The sequence below is a fragment of the Pseudarthrobacter sp. As-47 genome (assembly GCF_058215595.1).
The window spans coordinates 140766-160316 of the sequence record NZ_CM177088.1 but is presented as its reverse complement, the minus strand read 5'-3'; the positions used below and the strand labels follow the sequence as shown (position 1 = coordinate 160316).

Below are 19551 nucleotides of genomic sequence, written 5' to 3'. Positions count from 1 at the left end.
GCTGTGCCCTCCTCCCTCCATGGCCGCCGCCGCGCTCTGCCCAGTGACCGCTCCCGGCGCCGCGCCGGTGCTGCCAGAACTGCGCGCCGCGCCGTCCGTCCCGTGGCCCCGTCCCCGCGCCCTGTCTGGCTTCCCGGGGCCTCCGCTTTTGCCGCCGTCGTGATGCTTGCAGCCGGCATACCCGCCGCGCATGCCGGGCTTATTGCCGCCGGCACCGTTCCCGCCGCCGAGCCGGCCGCTGTGGAGGCAGCCCCGGCCATAACAGCGCAGGAACAGGCGGTCATCACTTATCCGCGCACTGACGTCGGGACCCGTCCGGCCGAACGGCCTGAGACGCCCGCGCCTGCCGCAACAGGATCCACCGCCGGGACCCCCTCCGCAGTTCCTTCCGCTGCAGCGGCGGCACCGCCAACGGTTGTGCCCGTGGATACCACCCTGGGCGCTCCGCTGGCCAGCATGTCCATTTCCTCTCCGTTCGGGTTCCGGACGAGCCCGATCACGGGCGCGTCCGGTGAATTGCATACCGGGCTGGATCTGGTGGCTTCGTGCCAGACGGCAGTGTTCACGGCCGGCTCGGGGACCGTCGTGGAAGCTGGATGGTCCCAGAACGGCGGCGGAAACCGCATCGTTGTCGATCATGGCAATGGGATGAAAAGCACGTACAACCATCTGTCCTCAATAGAGGTCTCCGTCGGTTCTGTGGTGGCCAAGGGCCAGCGGCTCGGCGGGGCCGGAACAACCGGAAACTCCACCGGATGCCACCTGCACTTCGAAATCGTCCGCGACGGCGTGACGGTGGATCCCCAGGGCTGGCTCCGGCCGTGACCCTCATGGAACCGGGCGACCAGGCGCCGGCAACGTCACCAATGCACCGGAAGCGGCTTTGGGCTGTTTTCTTCATAGTAGTGGCCCTCACCGCGCTGGGCTTCTTCGCTTTGGGCCGGCTTTCCGCGGCGCCCGCACTCGTCCCGGACTCCGGCCCGGACGCCGGATTTGCCCGGGATATGCAGACCCATCATGCCCAGGCGGTGGAGATGGCAATGCTGATTCGGGACAAGTCCGACCACCCCGAGGTCCGGGCGGTCGCCTACGACATCGCCACCGCGCAGCAGCATCAGAACGGGCAGATGTTCGCTTGGCTGCAGGACTGGGGACTGTCCCCGGCCGGGACAGCGCCGCCGATGGCCTGGATGACGGCAGATGGTACTCATGACGGGGCCGGAGCCGCGCATGGTGCCCAGGGGTCCGGCCCTGAAGGTGCCATGGAAGGCATGGCGACCCCGGAACAGATGCAGGCGCTGCGGGAAGCTTCAGGTGCGGAGGCCGATCGTCTGTTCGTTGATTTGATGATCCGCCACCATCAAGGAGGCGTCGCCATGGCCACCGCCGGTACCCGGCTGGCGGAAACCTCAAAGGTCCGGGACTTCGCTGCCCGTATCCTCGAAGCACAGACAGCTGAAATCACGGCCCTTGAAGAACTCCGAAGCCGACTCTGATCGCCCCAAAAAAGAGAGTGAGACCGCCGATGACCGGAAAACCAAAAGCCGGTGAGGACCGCAAAGCGCTCCTGGCAGCAGTGCAGGCCAAACAGCGGGCCGCTGACAGACGGCGGGCCTGGCTGATCTACGGCACCGGCGCGGCCGTCGTCCTCGCAATCATTGCCGCGGTGACCTTTGTCCTCGTAGGGGAGGTGCAGCAGCGCGAACAGCTCAATGCAGCGGCCGCACGGCCGATCGAGGGCGAGCAGGACTATCCGGACCAATCCAGGAACCACACCAGCCAGGCAGTCAATTATCCACAGACTCCGGCCACCGGCGGGGACCATGCGCCGGTCTGGACGAACTGCGGGATCTACACGGCCCCCGTTGAACAGACCCGGGCAGTGCATTCCCTCGAACACGGGGCCGTGTGGCTCACCTACCGCCCCGACCTTGCCCCGGACGAGCTCGCCGAACTGACCGCTTTGGCCGGCAAGCAGGACTACCTCCTGCTCAGCCCGGTAGCCGAACAAGCCTCCCCGGTTGTGGCAACAGCCTGGGGAAAACAGCTTGCCGTGGACAGCGGCAGCGACGAACGTCTGGCACCGTTTATTAAGAAATACCGGCAAGGCCCGCAGGCACCTGAGCCCGGGGCCGTTTGTTCCGGCGGCGTGCAGGGCTGACCTTGCTGCCGAACAAGGACCGGACGCCCCGGGCCTACGGATTCCTGCTGTCCTGGCGGTGGCTGGGCATCCTGGGCATGGCCGTTCTGTTCGCAGCGGCCTGCATGGGGCTGGGTAACTGGCAGATGGACCGGCGGAACCAGGCGGTCACCGAAATCCGCCGCGTCCAGCAGAACTACGACAAGCCGCCCGTGCCCTACGAAGAAGCCAGCCGCTACTTTGACGACCCGGACCCGGACGCCAAGTGGACCACGGTATCTGTCAGGGGCCAGTACATCGCCAACGACCAGCGGATCGTCCGGAACCGGCCCAACTACTCGGCCGCCGGATACGAGGTTCTGGTCCCGTTCCGGCTGGTTTCCGGTGAAACGATCATCATCAACCGGGGCTGGGTTCCCATCGGGAACAATCGGCCAGGCTACCCTGATACGGTTCCTGCACCGCCCCCCGGAACTGTCGCAGCAGTGGTGCGGATCAAACCATCAGAGGCCGACGTGGACCGGAGTGCTCCCGAAGGGCAACTGGCCAGCATTGACCTGGCCTCCTATGCGCGCCAGCTCGAATACCCGGTCAAGACCGGCAGTTATGGGCTCATGGCCTCCGAATCACCCCCGCCGGAGCTTGCCCCTCAGCAACTCGCCCCACCCAAGGTGCAGGAAGGATCCAACCTGTCCTACGCAATGCAGTGGATTACCTTCGGAGTGCTGGCCTTCGTCGGGTTCGGCTATGTAGCGCGGCAGCAGGCCCGCATCGGCCGGGAGGAACGTGAAGCTGCGGAACCGTCCGAACCTGGACAGCAGGCCAGCCCACAGGGCAAACCACGGCGCCCACGCTCCGATGACGAGGAAGATGCTCTTCTGGATGCCATGGGCCTCTAACAGAAAAGGCCAGCCACGTGTGGAGTTCCTGACTGCCAGCCTCCGTCGGACGGGTGGATCCGCTGCAGGGGCGACGACCGGACCATGGGCGGTCGTTTGCTCCGCTTGGCATCAAGGACTGAGCCCCCGGCCCTTGATCATCCTTCCACCAAAGCGACGGCTCACTGGCTGCCTACAGGGTGGGCGGCGCGGCAGTGGATAAGCCCGTCGTTTCTGACCTGACCGTTGCCGCCCAGGCCTACTTGAAGCTCCTCTACACCGCCGGTGAATGGTCGGAAGCGCCGGTCACTGTTGGATTACTGGCGGACCGGCTGGGCCTCAGTATGTCCACGGTCTCGGAGGGCATTGCAAAACTCGCGCGGCGGGATCTTGTCACACACGCCAAGTACAGCAGCGTCAGCCTCACGCCCAATGGGCGGCTGTATGCGCTGGTCATGGTCCGCCGACACCGGCTCCTGGAAACCTTCCTGGTGCAGACCCTTGGATACACCTGGGACGAAATCCACGACGAGGCCGCAAAGCTCGAACACGCGGCCTCCGAACACCTGATCGCCACAATGGATGAACTCCTGGAACACCCGTCCGCTGACCCTCACGGCGATCCCATCCCCACAGCCGACGGACAGATGCGCCGGCCCGGAGCCAGCCAGCTGACCGCCGCGCAGCCAGGACAAAACGCGGTTATTTGCCGGGTCTCGGACGCGGACCCGAAGTTGCTGCGTTATTTTTCCGCCCTTGGCCTCACCCCCGGTACCGAGCTCACCATCAGGGAGCGGAAGCCCTTCGCGGCAGGGACAACCTTCCACGTGACCCGCAGCGGGCAGGACATCACGCTCGGAACCGAAGCGACGGACGCGGTGTGGGTGGTCCCTGCCAGCAGCGGGGATTCCGCGTCCGGGTAAGCCCGGCTGTCCGATCAGGCTTGCCGGTGATGGTGAGAACGCAGGTCAGCCATGATCAATGTCGCGTTGGTCAGCGACTGTCGGTTGTCCCGAAATCTCCTTCACCGGACCCTACCGATACGGGTGGGCAGTACTGTCCCCAAATTTGGTGGTCGACAAAATGGAACTGAAGCCCTTAGCCCGGGGTTTTCATGGGGCGCCGGGTGCGGGGCGTGTTTAAGCAGGGAAAGGGTGCTCTGAGCTGGGAAAATAGTGGTTGTCGAGACCGTTATTTGCCGAGCGAGGGAGCACCCTTTCGATGCAAAAGTCTACCTTCGTTTTCCCGTCCCTGCCGGTTAGTTTCACCGGCCAGTCGCTGATCTCCCACGCCGGAGTTTCGGTGCTCACCGGCTTCATGGACGCCCTCGGTTTCGGCAGGCTGTGCGAGGACCGGCTGGGCCAGTTTGTCCCTTCCGGAGCGAAGCACCGGCCGGGACGGCTGGTTGGATCCCTTGCCGCGATGCTCGCCGCCGGCGGTGAACACGCTTCGGATCTGGACATTCTGCGGTCCTCACCTGGAGTCTTCGGTCAGCTGCCCTCCAACGCGACGGTGTCCCGGTTCTTCGAACGAACCGTCACGAACCCCGAGTTGTTTCGCTACGGCTTTGAGACCCTCACCCGGGAACTGCGAACCCGGGCCTGGAACGCCGCCGGAGCAAGGAACCCGGCCCTGACCGCAACAGCCTTGGACCCGCTGATCATCGACATCGACGCGACCCTGGTGACCTCCCACTCCGACAAGGAAAACGTCGCCGGAACCTACAAACGCGGCTACGGCTTCGCCCCCTTCATCGCCTCCTGTGATTACGGGGCCGGCAATGGTTCCGGGGAAATTCTCGCCGCCGTGCTGCGCCCGGGGAACGCCGGGGCGAACAGCGCTGATGACCACATCCGGGTCTTCCACACCGCCACAGCCCAACTGCCGGAGAGCTTCTTTACCGAGGCCGGGGCCTTGGCCGGGGAGAAGATCCTGGTCCGCACCGACAGTGCCGGGGCCTCCCGGAAATTCCTCTGGCACCTGCACGGCCTGGGCGTGCAGTTCACCACCAGCTACACCATCCCTTTCGGCAAGGCCCACATGGTCGACTGGATCAGCGACAAACAGTACTGGCAGCCGGCCCTGGACCAGACCGGAAACGACCGCACCAATGCCTGGGTCATCAACGCCACCGACGTCCTCACGCTCACGGACTACCCGCCGGGCACGCAACTGTTCCTGCGCGCAGAGCCGCTGCACCCCGGCGCGCAACCAACCCTGCTTGACACCGACGGGCACCGGATTACCGCGTTCCTGACCAACTCCCCCCGCTGGCACGGCCCGTATCTGGATGCCAGGCACCGTGCCCGGGGCCGGTGCGAGAACCGGATTAAAACCCTGAAAAACACCGGCCTTGGCAAACTCCCGTTCTTCGATTTCGCCGCGAACCAGGCCTGGGCGAACATCGCCGCGCTGGCCTTCAACCTGGTCTCCTGGATCCAGCTCGCCGCCCTCCCGGACGGCCACCAGGCCAAGGCCTGGGACATCAAACGCTGGCGCTACCGGCTCTTCGCGACCGCAGGGAAAATCATCACCCGCGCCCGCCATAGCCAGCTCCTCCTGCCGGAAAGAGCACCCGAGAAGGCCCTTATAAACCTGCTTCTGGAGAATACCAGGCACCTTCGACAACTCCTGCTGGCCGGCTCAGGCTGAGCAGTCACTGACCCAACCCCGACGAGCAGACCCATCACCGGAAGTGGAACCGGCGCCAAGCCAGGCGACCCAACAGGCCAAACCACCGCGCCCGAAAACAGCAAACAACCACCAGCCACCGGCCTGACGCAATCCGCAGTCATCACCTGCCCTCATGAAAAATCGGGGTTAGATTGCGGTACCGACCGGTATGCACGGCCGTGGAAATGACGGCACTTCCCATCAGGCGGCCAACACTTGCCCGATCCGAAAAGGAGTTCTGGCATGTCCCCATGTGACGCCCCCAAACCGGCACGGCGGATGGCCCACTTTTACACGGTCAAAACGGCCTCCGGGGCGCTGGGCATCAGTGAAGCAGAAGTTTTGAAGATGCTGGAGAGTGGTGAGCTCCGCGGTCTCCGGCTCGTGCCGCCAACTCCTTGGCTCGTCGATGGCAGAGCCCTGGACGAGTTCGCCCTTCATTGGTGGAACAACCGTCCGCATGACCAGCAGCGGCCAGGACGTCACCCAGCGAACCGAGAGTGACGCACGCGGTGAGGGTGGCTCCGGTCGGCAGCGGTGACTCCGCTTCCAGGTAACTCCGGGATGATCAGGCTTGACCGGTGATGGTGAGGGCGATGAGGACGCAGTTCAGGCCGACGATGAGCGTCGCGCTGGTCCAGCCCGCGATTTTCAGTGGTGTCGAGTCGGTGTGGATGCCCATCACGTCACGTTTTCCGGTGAGCCGGATCAGCGGGATCAGGGCGAACGGGATGCCGAAGCTGAGCAGGACCTGGCTCAGGACCAGGGCTAGGGTCGGCTCGATCCCGGCACCGAGGATCAGCAGGGCAGGGATCAAGGTGATGACGCGACGGGTAAGCAGCGGTACGCGGAGCTTCAGCAGCCCACCCATGATCGTGGCGCCCGCGTAGCAGCCCACAGATGTTGAGGCCAGTCCCGAGGCCAGCAGCCCGATCGCGAAGACGACGCCGATGACCGGGCCCAGGGCGGAGGTGACAGCGGCGTGGGCGCCGGCAATGGTGTCTGTTCCTTCGATGCCGCGCAGGCTGGACGCAGCCAACAAAAGCATCGCAATGTTAACTACCCCGGCGAGCATCAGGGCGCCCGCCACGTCGAAGCGGGTGGCCTTAATGAGTCGTGTCCGGACGGCGGGATCCTTGGAGAAGCCGTGCCGGTCCCTCGCCAGCGCCGAATGCAGATAAATCGCGTGCGGCATCACCGTGGCTCCCAGCATGCTGGCCGCGAGCAGGACGGTGTCCGTTCCCTCAAAGCGGGGAATCAGGCCGCCCAGGGCGCTCCCGGCATCGGGCGGATTCACGAACAGCCCGGATACGAAACCGACCGCGATGACGCCAAGCAGGATCAGGATCGCGTACTCAAAGGACTTCTGGCCCCGTGCGTTCTGCAACGCGAGAAGCAGCATTGATGCCACACCAATGATGAGCCCGCCGGCCAGCAGCGGAAGGCCGAACAACAGGTTCAGCGCCACGGCACCGCCGATGACCTCCGCCATGTCGGTCGCACCGGCGACCACCTCAGCCTGGAGCCAGTACATCCGTCGTTTGCCGTTGCCAAGACGCTTGCCCAGAATTTCGGGAAGGCTCAGGCCCGTGGCCAGCCCGAGTTTGGCCGACTGATACTGCACCAGCACGGCCATGGCGTTCGCTGCCACCAAAACCCAGACCAGCAAATATCCGTAGCTCGCACCCGCGGTGAGGTTCGCGGCAACGTTTCCAGGATCCACGTAAGCGATCGCGGCCACAAAGGCCGGGCCCATCAGCAGCAGGCGGGACCACCGGCGTCCCGCGGCCGGGCGTGCCTGAAGTGTGGGAATAGCCATCATGGTCCTCGTCATCGCGGGCGTGGTGATACCACCGAGAATAACGCAAAGTTAGGCGTACCGAAAAGTAAAGCTTCGGTTTACCTTGCACGTGTTGGGCCCGCGGCTGAGCGCTGCTGGTAAGTGTTCCGTCCGGCGGCGGGCGGTTTTTCGTCAGCTGACGCCCGCTCGTGCTTGTTCCCGGGCCGGGCTGGCCTGCTTCGTCATCTTCCGACGCCCCATATTCACCCGCCTACGCTTGATGAATGCGAGTAGCCCGTTTGATCAGTGTCATGGAGCGCCGGCAGATCGGCCTTTACCTGCTGGCCATTGTGGCTGGAGCAGTGCTCGGCTGGCTCGTTCCTGCCGGGTCTGTGCCCCTGGAACAGGCCATCTACCCCGTCCTGGGATTGCTGCTGTTTGCGACGTTCCTGGGCATCCCGTTTGCCTCTATCGGTAAGGCGATACGTGATGTCCGGTTCATGGGGACCGTTCTGGTCCTGAACTTCCTTATCGTCCCAGGCGTTGTCTTTACCCTGTCCCGGTTCATTGCACATGATCAGGCCCTTCTGATCGGGGTGATGATGGTGCTGCTGACCCCCTGCATCGACTACGTGATCGTGTTCTCGGGACTGGCCGGCGGCTCAAGCGACCGGCTGCTTGCGGCCGCGCCGCTGCTGATGCTCACGCAGATGCTGCTGTTGCCCTTGTACCTGCTGTTCTTTGTGGGCCCCAACCTGGTCTCCGGGATAGAGCCAGGGCCCTTCATCGAGGCGCTTGTCTTCCTGATCGTTATCCCGCTTGTTCTGGCGGCTCTCACCCAGGCATGGGCCAGACGGGCAGCCGCAGGCCGTGCCGTGATGACGCTGATGGAAGGGCTGATGGTTCCCTTGATGATGCTGACCCTCGCTGTCGTCATCGGGTCACAGATCTCCGGCGTGGGCAACGAGATCGGATCCCTGCTGTCGGTAATCCCGATCTATGCTGCGTTCCTCGTGGTGATGGTCCCGCTGGGTATGGCAGCGGCGCGGGTAGGCGGTTTGGACGCCGCCAGTACCAAGGCCGTGATCTTCAGCGGCGCAACACGCAACTCCTTGGTCGTACTCCCCCTTGCCCTGGCCCTTCCCGAGCCTCTCGCCCTGGTATCCCTCGTCGTCGTCACCCAGACATTAGTGGAGCTCACCGGGATGGTGGCCTACGTCAAGATCGTCCCCCGGATCATCAGGACGGACCGGACCCTCCAATCCAGCTAACGCGGCCCTCTCCGCCCCACTCCCTCGCACCGCCGGCCATGGAGCACTCCTCAAACTCAAATGAGTAAATGAAGCTTTACGCATTTGAGTTTGCCCAGCAGTCATTGAGAAAGGGGTATGGCTAGCGCGGCGGGTCAGTTCTGGTCAAGCGGCTGCGGGAGAGTGCCGGCTCTGCACGGTAGTCAGCGGAGATGACGGAAATAGGAGGTTCACTCTCAAGACTGCCGGCCCGCCATGGGATTCCTGCCCGATGGACTTAGGCGTCCAATATGAGTTATCGCGGCCAAAGAGGGTGTGGCTACACAAGAAACTGCTCCCGGGAAGTTTGGACTGAGAAATTCGGTTCCAACTTCCAGGGAGCAGTCTTATGGCGCTGGGTTAGCAGCGTCTTACTTGGGCATCAGCACCGAGTCGATGAGGTAAACCGTGGCGTTCTTGGTCTGCACGCCGCCGCAGATCACGCTGGCGTCGTCGACCTTGAGTGCGTCGCCGCTGCCGGTGACGGTTACCGAGCCGCCCTGGACGGTGGCGTGGGTGCCGGCGATCTTGTCAGGAGTGATCTGGCCGGGAACCACGTGGTAGGTCAGGATCTTGCTCAGGAGGGCATCATCGGTCTTCAGCGTGTCGATGGTTGCGGCGTCGATCTTGGCGAAGGCGTCATCCACTGGGGCGAAGACGGTGAACTCGCCGCCGTTGAGGGTGTCCACCAGGTCCACCTTCGGGTTCAGCTTGCCGGAGACCGCGGCAGTCAGGGTGGTCAGGATCGGGTTGTTCGATGCTGCGACAGCGACGGGGTCAAGGGCCATGCCCTCGACGGAACCTGCGCCGGTGGGGACCTGCTCGGCGTAGGCGGCGCAGCCCGGCCCGACCAGGTTGGCGGCCGGGTCCATGGCGCCGGCCGAGGCGCTGGCGGACGCCGAGGGCGCAGCGCTGGAAGCAGAAGGTGCAGCGGCGGGAGCGGAGGATCCTGAAGTGGTAGCCGATCCACCGCAGGCTGTCAGGCTAAGCAAAGCCGCGGCTGCAACGCCGGCGACCGTGAAAGTTGTGCGCTTGATTGTCTGCATTCTAAGTTCTCCTTGACTTCTGGCCGGTTACCTGGCCTCGACCGATGTCCACCTGCCCCTGGCTGGTGTCTCAATGACTATTCGGCCGACGCAGAAACATGGATGGGTCAATATCAAGGAGTTTTTCGTGGGATTCTTCGCTTCTGAGAAACTGCCCACTTATACAGGGTGAAGCGGGCCGGCCGATGGGCGGGGCTGCCTTACCCGCAGCTAATTGGCGATGACCCAGATCGCCTCTGCCGCTGAGGGGCCAAGGTCAACGTCGCGATCTTGCAGTCGGACCGTGGTGACGTCCGCGTAGGGGCGGTGTGCCAAGACCCTCAGCTGCGTATCGGGTGCCAGGCCGAGTTCTGCGAAATAGCGAAGCATCTGCGGGTCCGAGTCGGAGATCCTGGTAATTCTTAAACCTCTGTCCGGTTCAGCTTCCGCGAGCTGGAAGCCCTGGGGTACAGGCAGCCGACCGTTCGCCGAGGGGATGGGGTCTCCGTGCGGATCTCTGGTGGGGTGGCCGAGGCGTTCAGCGATGCGTTCAATCATGGTGTCCGACACGGCGTGTTCGAGAATTTCAGCCTCGTCGTGCACCTCGTCCCAGCCGTAGCCCAAGATCTGGACCAGGAACGTCTCCAGCAGCCGGTGCCTGCGCACCATTTGAACGGCGTGATCACGCCCGTCCTCGGTCAATTCGATTTTTCCGTAAGGCGCGTGGGCGACCAGACCCTGTTTGGTGAGCCGCCGAATCCCATCAGAGACCGTGGAGGGTTTCACTCCCAGACGCTCAGCCATCGCTCCAACTGTGATGGGGGTCTGTGACCATTCAGTGGCTGACCAAATCATCTTTAGGTAGTCCTGTGCAGGGGCGGTCAAGTCAGAGACGGTCATAGTCCAATACTACCAACAGAAAAGCAATGTTAGACTGGGCTAACATTAGTTTTTGAGCATTGGAGTTAAGATGGATGGGTCACCGAAAAATAGCGTCCGAGCCATGCCCAGCCGACGGCGTATGCTCTCCGGCGTTGCGGCTTTCGCTGCCCTTCCCGCTGTTGGCGCCTGGGTGTCGCTCGAAGGGATCCAAGGTCCAGCGTCGTCCGGGCATGGGGCACACGGCACACAGACAGCCCCCATGGGATCTTCGGTTGCCCCGGAGCCCTCAACAGGCTCGGGTGCCGCCCATGCGACCAACCACGCCGGGCATGCTGGTTTTGCTGGCGGATCTGTCCCGCCGGAGCGCGCGGGCATTGACCCCACCGCGATCCTGCACGACTTCGACCGGGGCACCACCAGCACTCTGCCCGACGGCAGGACCCTGCGGGAGTGGGACATCGTCGCCGTGGACAAGGATTTTGAGATCGCCCCGGGCGTCACCTTCCCGGGATGGAGCTACAACGGCCGCATCCCCGGCCCCACCCTCTGGGCGCAGGAAGGGGACGCGCTGCGGATTCACTTCACCAACGCAGGGGCGCACCCGCACACCATCCACTTCCACGGGATCCACCGCGCGGAAATGGACGGAACGCCAGGCATCGGGGCCGGGTCGATCGCCCCGGGGCAAAGCTTCACCTATGAATTCGACGCGACCCCGTTCGGCACCCATCTCTACCACTGCCACCAGTCACCCTTGGCCCCCCATATCGCCAAGGGTCTCTACGGAGGGTTCATCATCGAGCCCAAGGAAGGCCGTCCGAAGGCCGACAACGAGATGGTGATGGTGATGAACGGGTACAACACCGACGGCGGAGACGACAACGAGTTCTACTCTGTCAACGGATTGCCCTTCCACTTCATGGACTTCCCTGTCCAGGTCAAACAGAACGAGCTGGTGCGGATCCACCTGATCAACATCCTCGAATACGACCCCATCAACTCTTTCCACCTGCACGGGAACTTCTTTCACTACTACCCGACCGGGACCATGCTCACGCCCAGCGAATTCACGGACACCATCTCCCAGGCACAGGGCCAGCGCGGCATCGTGGAGGTGCGCTTCCCGTACCCGGGCAAGTACATGTTCCACGCCCATAAGACCGAGTTCGCCGAACTGGGCTGGATGGGCTTCTTCGAGGTGAGCGCATCATGAGCCTTGATGAAAAGACAGCCGCAGCACCGGCAGCCGAACCCCACCGCCGGACCCCGGTGCCGCGCTGGCTGCTCGGCGTGGGACCGCTGGTCTTGATCGCGATACTTCTTGGCCTGTTTTCGCTCCTGAATGCGCCCGGGTTGTCCAAGCTGTCCGAGGGCGTTCCGCCCAAGGAGGAAGTCGCCGTCGAAGACATCCGGCTCACGCCGGGCCAGATCGCCATCACCGTCCGAAACGAAGGACCGGACCGTGTCTCGATCGCCCAGGTCAATGTCTCGGACTACTACGCGCTGTTCACCCAGACCCGCGAGACCATGGCGCCGCTGGAGTCCACCACCCTGACCATCAGCTACAACTGGGTGGAGGGTGATCCCTACGAAGTTGCACTGGTGACCTCTCTCGGAGGCAAGATCCCCGCGGACATCGAAGCCGCGGCACTGAGTCCGGAACGCGGCAGCTCCTTCTTCGGCCTCATGACGCTCCTTGGCGTGTACGTCGGCGTCATCCCCGTTGCCTTGGGGATGCTGTGGATGCCATTCGTTCGCCGCGCGCCCGCATCCTGGGTCCGGGTCCTGCTGGGCGTCACCGTGGGACTGCTCGCGTTCCTTGCCATCGATGCCACACTCGAAGCCGTGGAACTCGTGGCGGACAACGGCGCGTTCGGTGGCCCGATAGTGGTGTTCCTCGGCGCGGTGGCAGCCTACCTGGTCCTTGAAGGCACCGACGCCTGGATGCGCCGGCACCAGAAGCTGAGCGCTACATCCCAGCCCGCCACACTCCCCCCGGGCCGCCTGGCACTGCTGATTGCGATAGGCATCGGACTGCACAACTTTGGCGAAGGACTCGCCATCGGGTCCGCCTACGCCGTGGGCTCACTCGCCCTGGGCGCGTCCCTTATCGTCGGCTTCGCCATCCACAACACCACCGAAGGCCTGGCCATCGTCACCCCCTTGGCGAAGCAACCGCCAGGCCTTGCCCGTCTGGCACTCCTAGGACTCATCGCCGGTTCACCCGCCATCGCCGGGGCCCTGATCGGAGCAACCGTCTACCAGCCAGCCCTCTCCGCCTTCCTGCTTGGCGTCGGCGCCGGAGCGGTCGCCCAGGTGGCCGTCAAACTCATCCCCCTACTCAAGGACCGCACAGAAAAAACGCTCACGGCACCAACCACCATCGGGATCATCCTGGGACTGGCCGTGATGTTCGCAACCGGACTACTCGTGCAGGCTTAGACGATATGGGGCGGGAGGAAGCGGCGGCCCTGAAGGGTCTCCAAGTCCCTTCTCGTCAAGGCATCACGATCCATGCTGGCCCATGCGCTCCCGATGGGAGGAAGCCGCCTCCGAGGCACGAACACGGGAACACGCGGGAACCAGCGGACCGGACAGGCGGCGTCTACCGGGACAGCAGCTTTTCGCCGTCCGGCTCGCAGTTCCCCGTGGGGCGATACGTGCCGGTACAGGGTCTGGCGAGTGATGCCTAGTCCCGTGCAAAGTTCGCTGCCGGGCTTACCCATGGAGGCCATGGCGAGACGAAGTTTCGCTGGTGTCATCTTATAGGGGCGACCACCGTTGCGGCCGCGGGCTGAGGCGAGGCCGGCGAGGGTGCGCTCGGAGATCAGTTCGCGTTCGAACTCGGCCAAGGCGGCGAAGATCCCGAAGACGAGCTTTCCAGATGCTGTGGTTGTGTCGATAGCGGTGCCCTGGCCGGTAAGGACTTTCAGCCGATGCCCCGTTCAGTCAGGTCGTGGACGATGTTAACCAAGTGCCGGAGGTGCCGGCCGAGCCGGTCGAGTTTTCCAGACCACCAAGGTGTCGCTTTGGCGCAGTGCCTTGAGAAACGCGGCCAGGTGGGGCCGGTCGTCCTTCTTTCCCGAAGCCTTGTCTTCGTAGAGCGAAGCCGCGTCGGTGCCGGGAGGCCAAAAGTGCGTCCCGCTGCAAATCTGTCGTCTGAGAACCGTCGGCCTTCGAGACTCGCATGTTTTCGACGAGCCCGGTCGGGTAGGGCACACCCCAACCTGACGTCGGGGGCGTCTGGCCAGGCAGGATTCGCCTGTCGGTGGAGCTCTGATCGTGTACTCAGACACTTGCCGACCCGCAAGAGGTAACATCGCAGCCCCTGCACGAAGCAATTTTTATCGAGTCCCGATTCTTTGGACTATTTCGATGATTCTCGGGCTACCGCACCCCGGTTCGCTGCCCCTCCGACTGTCAGGGTGGGATCTGAGAACATCATGAGCCACTGTCAATAAAACGGAACATCGCACTGTTCTGACACCAACGAGATCTCCTAAAATTTCTGCTCCCGTTGGCATAACTCGATGGCTACTTGACCGAATATCCATTATCGGCTTTTAAAGCGGGACTAAAAGTAGCTGCGCGAACTCCCGTGTCCGTTCTCATTCCAGATGTCAGTTTTCGCATTCAACGTGTCAGTTAACGGGTTCTGCCGACGAAATGGCTCAAGCCGCGCGGATTCTCGCGCATGGGATGGCCGCATCCTGAGCAGGTGTAGCCGGCTGGACATTCGTTGGGACCCGTCAACGCATACCGGAACTGACAACATCAATGAGAAAGAATTCGCCAGATTGTCTCATCCGACCTGTCAGTTCCCACGTCGCTACTGACAACTACGTTGAGAACGGACATCCCGGCCTTGGACGAATTGGACGTTTCCGCACGTCAAGAACGATTTCCACTCCCTACCGAATCGCGGCGGATGCCGTCCGAATCTCGTCTTTGGACTGACACGGTTCGTGGCCGGCCGGCGGGCCTTGTGGTGCTGGGCATCAGACCTGTTTATGACCGAGACCAACCACACTTACCGCCGGGGCTGCTGCGGGCGTCAGAGTCTCCAGCTGGTGGCTGAGGGGCCCGGAAACGCGACCCAATTGCGGTGATCGCGAGCATCAACTTGGGCACGCGGGCCTTGTGATTGTCGGGCTCTTCCTGGCGGCCTGGCTCGCGGCGCTTGCCGTGTGGAATTCGCCGGGATTGAACGGAGATGACTGCCATTCTGCCCTCGCCTTGTGTAAAAAATGACGCCTCGGCGACTCAGGCCCCCGGAACGCCGTTGACACCCCGCCGTTGTCAAGGGCACAATGGTTAGACCATTAGTAGGAGGTTCAAATGGTTAAGATTTCGTATGTCAGTGCCGCAGGCGAAACCAATGTTGTTGACGCCGAGACCGGCGACTCGGTCATGTCTGCCGCTCTCCGCAATGGAGTGTCCGGCATCATCGGCGAGTGCGGTGGGAACAACTCCTGCGCTACTTGTCACGTATGGGTACGCGAAGAATTCTGGGACGCCGTCGGCACCCCGGGCGACATAGAGGCGGACCTGATCGACATGGGCGTCTCCGAGCCGCGCGACTGCAGCCGCCTCGGATGCCAGATTGTGCTCGAAGAGAAGCTCGACGGTCTGGTTGTCGACCTGCCCCCCACACAGCCCTAAATCTCCCCATCCGGGAGCAAGTACATGTAGAGCCCGGACAACAGTGAGTATTCTCAGCTCCACTTAGAACGAAAGGATCCTTCGCAATGTTGCGTACGGACATCAATGAATTGTTGGCCCAGGCGGGTCCGGGAACTCCCATGGGTGACCTCTTCCGCCGCTACTGGCAGCCGGTGCTGCTCGCCGAGGAACTCCCCGAGAACGACTGCCCGCCGGTACGCGTGAAGGTGCTCTCCGAGCGTCTCATCGCTTTCCGCGACTCCGAAGGCCGCTACGGCCTGATGGACGAGTTCTGCGCGCACCGCGGTGTTTCGCTGTGGTTCGGTCGTAACGAACAAGGCGGCCTGCGCTGCCCCTACCACGGCTGGAAGTACGACGTCACCGGCCAGGCCGTCGAGGTCCCGAGCGAGCCGGCGACGAGCAACTTCTGCGCCAACGTCAAGCTGAAGTCCTACCCGATGGTCAAGCGAGGCGACGTGCTCTTCGCTTACCTTGGCGACCCTGCCGCTCAGCCGCCGCTGCCTGAGTGGGAAGCCTACACCGTTCCGGACGGCCAGGTCTTCACCTCCAAGCGCCTGCAGGAGTGCAACTGGCTCCAGGCTCTCGAAGGCGGCATCGACTCGAGCCACGTCACCTTTCTGCACGGCGGAAACTTGGAAAGCGACCCGCTCTTCAAGGGCTCCAAGGGCAACGAGTACAACAAGGGCGATCTCAAGCCCTTCTTCGAGGTGGTCGACTACGAAGGCGGCATGCTGATCGGCGCCCGCCGGAACGCTGAAGAAGGTAAGTACTACTGGCGCGTGACGCCGTGGGTGCTGCCGAACTTCACCATGGTTCCGCCGCGTGGGGACCACCCCGTCCACGGTCACTTCTGGGTACCGATCGATGATGAGAACTGCTGGGCATACAGCTTCGACTACCACCCCACCCGCCAGCTCACCGAAGCCGAGGTCGCTGCGATGCGCGCCGGCAAGGGTGTCCACAGCGTGAACGACGCGTCCTACCGCCCACTGGCGAACAAGGACAACGACTACCTGATGGATCGTGAGTCCCAGAAGCGCGGCGAAAACTACTCGGGCATCGAGGGCATCGCGCTTCAGGACTCCTCGCTGCAGGAGTCGATGGGCCCGCTCGTCGACCGGACCAAGGAACGCCTCGTCGCCACCGACGCCGGCATCATCAAGGCCCGCCAGAAGCTCTACAAGGCCGTCAAGGCGCTGCAGGACGGCGTCGAGCCCGCCGGCAACCGCGCCAAGGACCAGAAGGTTCGTTCGGTCGCGATCGTGCTCCCGGCCGATCAGTCCTTCGTCGAGGGCATCGGCGAAGCCATGGTAGCCGAGCCGGCCAAGCCGCACACCTCGGTCTGAGCCATGTCTGATCATGATCACGACCACGCGGGTGGTCCGCGCTCCGTGTCTGCTGGCCCGAGCTCGTGCGCTGAGGCTGCGACCGCCAAGGAAGCGGCTTACCGAATCGACTACCCTTTGCCGGCCTCGCGGAACACCCGCGTCGTCGCTCTGGACGAGGAAGCGGAGCGAATCATTCGTTCCGCGGCGTTGCTTGATTGGGGTCAGGCTCGTTTCTTCTCCATAGCCGATCCGGGTGAGGTGCTGGCTGAGGTAGGCGCCCCGAATGTGCCCCTGGATGAGGTCATGACCGACACCAACACGGTGGTCATGGTGGCCACTTCCGGCGAGAATGCGACGGCGGTCGCCGCCATTGGTGACCTCGCGCGTGAGCGCGGCATCATGACGGCAGGACTGGTCGTGGCCCCGGGTGCGCTCACCAGTGACGCCCTCTTCCACCTCCGTCCCCACGCCCGGATTCTGTTGGTCCCGGCGGAAGAAGACGATCTGATTGAACTGCTGAGGGCCACCCGCGCATGAGCACCATGACCATTCCCCGGCTCCAGGCCATGAAGGCGGCCGGCGAGAAGAGTGCCTGCATCGTCGCTTGGGACTACCAGATGGCACGCATTGCTGACCGCGCTGGCGCGGACATCATCTCCGTGGGCGATTCCGTAGGCGTCAACCTGTGGGGCCAGTCGCATCCGTTGGAGATCACCATGGAGGAGATCCTCGTGGCCGCCAAGGCGGTGCGCCGTGGCGTCGACAATGCGCTCCTGAGCTGCGACTTCCCCTTCGGCCCCCTTCAGGAGGGTGCTAAAGAGGCTGTCAGGGCAGCCATCCGCCTCGTGAAAGAGGCCGGCGTCGATCTCGTCAAGCTCGACGGCGCCGCCGACTTCCCCGAGGCGGTCGAGGCCGTCACACGTGCCGGTGTGCCCGTCTTTGCGCAGTTCGGCATCACACCGCAGACAGCACTCAAGTACGGCGTCGCGTACTCACAGGCCGAAGGCGCCCTGGTCCCGGACGAGATGGTGGAGCAGTTCGTCACCGAAGCCAAACGGCTTGAGTCTGCGGGCGCCGTCGCGCTCAACTTCACGAACTCGGGTCCGGTGGTGGGGCCAGCCGTCGTAGACGCGGTTTCCATTCCGGTGCTCGGCGGTTTCGGCGGCGGTCCTTGGCTTGACGGCCGGATCCGGATGTCCACCGCCGCGATCGGCTACAACGCCAAGTGGATTGACAAGGAACCCACCACCTACGCCAATGTGGGGCGCGTTGCCTATGAGGCCCTCACCGAGTGCATCGCCGATATTCGCGGGGCGCAGCATCTCCGCGGTCAAGGTTAAGAGGAGTTAGTCATGCCCGTCGTCGAAATTGACGGAATCACCACCCGCTACGAAACGGTGGGTGAAGGCCCGCCGCTGCTGATGTTCAGCCCGGGCGGATTCGACTCCACTCTGGAAAACTGGACGAGTTTCGGCCGTTACCGGGACCTCGGCTTCGTCGATGCGCTCAAGGACAGCTACACCTGCGTCGTTTTCGACCGGCGCGAGTCCGGACAGTCCGGCGGTCGAGTGGAGCGCCTCACTTGGGACCGTTATGTGACCCAGGCGCTGGGTCTCATCGATCACCTTGGATACGAAACCGTCCACACCATGGGCGGTTGCGTTGGGTGCTCGACGGCGGCCGCGCTGGCCGTCCGGCACCCAGAACGCGTGCGCAGCATGGTCCTGTTCTCTCCTGCCGGTGGACCGCAGTACCGCATGGGTCAGCACCGCCGCTTCATCCAGCACCTCGCCTTCGCGATGGAGCACGGCATGCAGGCCGTCGTCGAGCTCGCCCGATCGACCACCGCCGGATTCAGTAAGGATCCCCGCGTCGGGCCCTGGGCGGCGCCGCTGCGCAGCAATGAGGAGTTCGCCGCGGCTTACGCAGCCTTGGACGTGAAGACGTACGAACTGATCGTGGGCGGAACCGTGCGGGGTCTGTTCGACCGGGACACGGTGCCGGGCGTTGAAGCCGAGGATCTCATGGCCCTCCAGGTGCCCGGGCTGATCGTCCCCGGCCAAGACAGCTCCCACGCGCCATCGGCCGCGCGCTACCTCGAGGAATGCCTCCCGGTTCACGACTACTGGGACGTTCCTGTTGCCGAACAGACTCCGGAAACGGCCCCCGCACGGATCCGGGCCTTCCTCGAGCAGCACTGATGCCCCGCCTGGTGCTGCTGCGCCACGGTGAGAGCGTCGCGAATGCCGACGATGTATTCGCCGGTTGGCTCGACGTTCCCCTCACCGAGCGCGGCCGCGCCGAGGCGCGCGACGCGGCCGGGAGCCTCGCGGGGCTGTGTCCCGATGCGGTACACACCTCCGTCCTCGGGCGGGCCGTGGAAACGGCCCGCTTGCTGATCGAGGAAGCCGGCTGGGAGCTGTCGCCGAGCGCGCACTGGCGGCTCAATGAGCGGCATTATGGCGCGCTTCAGGGCCTGGTCAAGGACGAAGCCCGGGCGCGCTTCGGCGCCGGAAACGTTCAGTGGTGGCGCCGCGGCGTCGACGGCCGACCGCCCCAAGCAGACGATGCTGTACTTGCCGCTCAGCGCGCCGATCCGCGCTACGCCGCACTTCCCGAAGCGGCGGCCATTGCCGGGGAGAGCCTTGCGGATGTCGTAGAACGTATGACGCCGTACTGGCGCAATGTCCTGGCCCCGGAACTCGCCGCGGACCGAACCGTGGTGGTGGTGGGGCATGGCAACGCGCTGCGGGCCCTGATGCACGTGTGCACGGGGACGTCCCTGGATGAGACGGGCTGCCGCGAGCTGGGCACCGCGGTTCCGGTCACTATTCGGGCGCAGATTCCAGTTCCGTGATTCGAGTTCGCTGATC

General features: G+C 63.9%; 18 protein-coding genes and 1 pseudogene. 15 read left to right on the top strand and 4 right to left on the bottom strand.

Translation table 11 applies throughout. The annotated features are described in order from the left end of the window. Window positions 1-3 precede the first annotated feature (3 nt). The 6 genes from AC4BCK_RS00780 to AC4BCK_RS00755 all read left to right on the top strand — a co-directional run bounded on the left by AC4BCK_RS00780 (window position 4) and on the right by AC4BCK_RS00755 (window position 5670). Window positions 4-825: a M23 family metallopeptidase gene (locus AC4BCK_RS00780; protein WP_251421374.1), complete on the top strand. Its 822-nt coding sequence runs from the start codon at window positions 4-6 to the stop codon at window positions 823-825. 5 nt (window positions 826-830) lie between these two features. Beyond that, window positions 831-1496 (top strand): DUF305 domain-containing protein, encoded by a 666-nt coding sequence (locus AC4BCK_RS00775; RefSeq protein WP_251421610.1) that lies wholly within the window; start codon window positions 831-833, stop codon window positions 1494-1496. 29 nt (window positions 1497-1525) lie between these two features. Next, window positions 1526-2161 carry a thioredoxin-like domain-containing protein gene (locus AC4BCK_RS00770; RefSeq protein WP_251421371.1) on the top strand — a complete coding sequence of 212 codons (636 nt, stop codon included), beginning with the start codon at window positions 1526-1528 and terminating at the stop codon, window positions 2159-2161. Between the two features lie 77 nt (window positions 2162-2238). Further along, on the top strand, window positions 2239-3039 hold the full coding sequence (locus AC4BCK_RS00765) for an SURF1 family cytochrome oxidase biogenesis protein (RefSeq protein ID WP_251421607.1): 801 nt from the start codon (window positions 2239-2241) through the stop codon (window positions 3037-3039). A gap of 194 nt (window positions 3040-3233) precedes the next feature. Continuing rightward, window positions 3234-3941: a metal-dependent transcriptional regulator gene (locus tag AC4BCK_RS00760; protein WP_251421368.1), complete on the top strand. Its 708-nt coding sequence runs from the start codon at window positions 3234-3236 to the stop codon at window positions 3939-3941. Between the two features lie 298 nt (window positions 3942-4239). Continuing rightward, window positions 4240-5670, top strand: a complete 1431-nt coding sequence (locus AC4BCK_RS00755) for an IS1380 family transposase (protein WP_363960553.1) — start codon at window positions 4240-4242, stop codon at window positions 5668-5670. A 589-nt stretch (window positions 5671-6259) separates the two neighbouring features. On the opposite strand, the gene AC4BCK_RS00750 is transcribed toward AC4BCK_RS00755, so the two are convergent. Continuing rightward, window positions 6260-7510: an Nramp family divalent metal transporter gene (locus tag AC4BCK_RS00750; protein ID WP_251421365.1), complete on the bottom strand. Its 1251-nt coding sequence runs from the start codon at window positions 7508-7510 to the stop codon at window positions 6260-6262. Window positions 7511-7755: 245 nt separating this feature from the next. Here AC4BCK_RS00750 and AC4BCK_RS00745 point away from each other — a divergent pair, with 245 nt between their 5' ends. After that, a complete protein-coding gene (locus AC4BCK_RS00745; RefSeq protein WP_251421362.1) occupies window positions 7756-8742 on the top strand; it encodes an arsenic resistance protein in 987 nt (328 codons plus the stop codon). A 389-nt stretch (window positions 8743-9131) separates the two neighbouring features. Here AC4BCK_RS00745 and AC4BCK_RS00740 read toward each other — a convergent pair whose 3' ends face one another. After that, a complete protein-coding gene (locus AC4BCK_RS00740; protein ID WP_251421359.1) occupies window positions 9132-9806 on the bottom strand; it encodes a fasciclin domain-containing protein in 675 nt (224 codons plus the stop codon). A gap of 210 nt (window positions 9807-10016) precedes the next feature. Then, window positions 10017-10685: a metal-dependent transcriptional regulator gene (locus AC4BCK_RS00735; protein ID WP_251421356.1), complete on the bottom strand. Its 669-nt coding sequence runs from the start codon at window positions 10683-10685 to the stop codon at window positions 10017-10019. A gap of 70 nt (window positions 10686-10755) precedes the next feature. Between AC4BCK_RS00735 and AC4BCK_RS00730 the strand changes: the two genes are divergently transcribed. Together AC4BCK_RS00730 and AC4BCK_RS00725 are read left to right on the top strand one after the other, a co-directional pair. Continuing rightward, window positions 10756-11880: a multicopper oxidase domain-containing protein gene (locus AC4BCK_RS00730; protein ID WP_397425330.1), complete on the top strand. Its 1125-nt coding sequence runs from the start codon at window positions 10756-10758 to the stop codon at window positions 11878-11880. Further along, on the top strand, window positions 11877-13109 hold the full coding sequence (locus tag AC4BCK_RS00725) for a ZIP family metal transporter (protein ID WP_251421350.1): 1233 nt from the start codon (window positions 11877-11879) through the stop codon (window positions 13107-13109). Before AC4BCK_RS00730 ends, AC4BCK_RS00725 begins: the two co-directional genes overlap by 4 nt. On the opposite strand, the pseudogene AC4BCK_RS00720 reads toward AC4BCK_RS00725, so the two are convergent. Next, window positions 13106-13987, bottom strand: a pseudogene (locus tag AC4BCK_RS00720) (recombinase family protein). The gene AC4BCK_RS00725 and the pseudogene AC4BCK_RS00720 sit on opposite strands and share 4 nt — an antisense overlap. A 1018-nt stretch (window positions 13988-15005) precedes the next feature. Here AC4BCK_RS00720 and AC4BCK_RS00715 point away from each other — a divergent pair. The 6 genes from AC4BCK_RS00715 (at window position 15006) to AC4BCK_RS00690 (ending at window position 19535) form a co-directional block, all read left to right on the top strand. Further along, window positions 15006-15329: a 2Fe-2S iron-sulfur cluster-binding protein gene (locus tag AC4BCK_RS00715; RefSeq protein ID WP_364321885.1), complete on the top strand. Its 324-nt coding sequence runs from the start codon at window positions 15006-15008 to the stop codon at window positions 15327-15329. Between the two features lie 86 nt (window positions 15330-15415). Beyond that, a complete protein-coding gene (locus AC4BCK_RS00710) occupies window positions 15416-16696 on the top strand; it encodes an aromatic ring-hydroxylating dioxygenase subunit alpha (RefSeq protein ID WP_490566467.1) in 1281 nt (426 codons plus the stop codon). Between the two features lie 285 nt (window positions 16697-16981). Beyond that, window positions 16982-17215, top strand: a complete 234-nt coding sequence (locus AC4BCK_RS00705; protein WP_490566466.1) for a hypothetical protein — start codon at window positions 16982-16984, stop codon at window positions 17213-17215. Further along, complete coding sequence (locus tag AC4BCK_RS00700) at window positions 17212-18018, top strand: 3-methyl-2-oxobutanoate hydroxymethyltransferase (protein ID WP_490566465.1); 807 nt, start codon at window positions 17212-17214, stop codon at window positions 18016-18018. The genes AC4BCK_RS00705 and AC4BCK_RS00700 overlap by 4 nt, the downstream gene beginning before the upstream one ends. Window positions 18019-18030: 12 nt before the next feature. Next, window positions 18031-18879 (top strand): alpha/beta fold hydrolase, encoded by an 849-nt coding sequence (locus tag AC4BCK_RS00695; protein WP_490566464.1) that lies wholly within the window; start codon window positions 18031-18033, stop codon window positions 18877-18879. Next, a complete protein-coding gene (locus AC4BCK_RS00690; RefSeq protein WP_364321870.1) occupies window positions 18879-19535 on the top strand; it encodes a 2,3-bisphosphoglycerate-dependent phosphoglycerate mutase in 657 nt (218 codons plus the stop codon). Before AC4BCK_RS00695 ends, AC4BCK_RS00690 begins: the two co-directional genes overlap by 1 nt. The last annotated feature ends 16 nt before the right edge of the window (window positions 19536-19551 follow it).

What these genes read in the sequence shown, in the direction of transcription:
- AC4BCK_RS00775 (WP_251421610.1), top strand. Translation starts at nt 831, where the DNA reads ATGGAACCGGGCGACCAGGCGCCGGCAACGTCACCAATGCACCGGAAG.
- AC4BCK_RS00770 (WP_251421371.1), top strand. Translation starts at nt 1,526, where the DNA reads ATGACCGGAAAACCAAAAGCCGGTGAGGACCGCAAAGCGCTCCTGGCA.
- AC4BCK_RS00765 (WP_251421607.1), top strand. Translation starts at nt 2,239, where the DNA reads ATGGCCGTTCTGTTCGCAGCGGCCTGCATGGGGCTGGGTAACTGGCAG.
- AC4BCK_RS00755 (WP_363960553.1), top strand. Translation starts at nt 4,240, where the DNA reads ATGCAAAAGTCTACCTTCGTTTTCCCGTCCCTGCCGGTTAGTTTCACC.
- AC4BCK_RS00750 (WP_251421365.1), bottom strand. Translation starts at nt 7,510, where the DNA reads ATGGCTATTCCCACACTTCAGGCACGCCCGGCCGCGGGACGCCGGTGG.
- AC4BCK_RS00745 (WP_251421362.1), top strand. Translation starts at nt 7,756, where the DNA reads ATGCGAGTAGCCCGTTTGATCAGTGTCATGGAGCGCCGGCAGATCGGC.
- AC4BCK_RS00740 (WP_251421359.1), bottom strand. Translation starts at nt 9,806, where the DNA reads ATGCAGACAATCAAGCGCACAACTTTCACGGTCGCCGGCGTTGCAGCC.
- AC4BCK_RS00735 (WP_251421356.1), bottom strand. Translation starts at nt 10,685, where the DNA reads ATGACCGTCTCTGACTTGACCGCCCCTGCACAGGACTACCTAAAGATG.
- AC4BCK_RS00730 (WP_397425330.1), top strand. Translation starts at nt 10,756, where the DNA reads ATGGATGGGTCACCGAAAAATAGCGTCCGAGCCATGCCCAGCCGACGG.
- AC4BCK_RS00725 (WP_251421350.1), top strand. Translation starts at nt 11,877, where the DNA reads ATGAGCCTTGATGAAAAGACAGCCGCAGCACCGGCAGCCGAACCCCAC.
- AC4BCK_RS00715 (WP_364321885.1), top strand. Translation starts at nt 15,006, where the DNA reads ATGGTTAAGATTTCGTATGTCAGTGCCGCAGGCGAAACCAATGTTGTT.
- AC4BCK_RS00710 (WP_490566467.1), top strand. Translation starts at nt 15,416, where the DNA reads ATGTTGCGTACGGACATCAATGAATTGTTGGCCCAGGCGGGTCCGGGA.
- AC4BCK_RS00705 (WP_490566466.1), top strand. Translation starts at nt 16,982, where the DNA reads ATGACCGACACCAACACGGTGGTCATGGTGGCCACTTCCGGCGAGAAT.
- AC4BCK_RS00700 (WP_490566465.1), top strand. Translation starts at nt 17,212, where the DNA reads ATGAGCACCATGACCATTCCCCGGCTCCAGGCCATGAAGGCGGCCGGC.
- AC4BCK_RS00695 (WP_490566464.1), top strand. Translation starts at nt 18,031, where the DNA reads ATGCCCGTCGTCGAAATTGACGGAATCACCACCCGCTACGAAACGGTG.
- AC4BCK_RS00690 (WP_364321870.1), top strand. Translation starts at nt 18,879, where the DNA reads ATGCCCCGCCTGGTGCTGCTGCGCCACGGTGAGAGCGTCGCGAATGCC.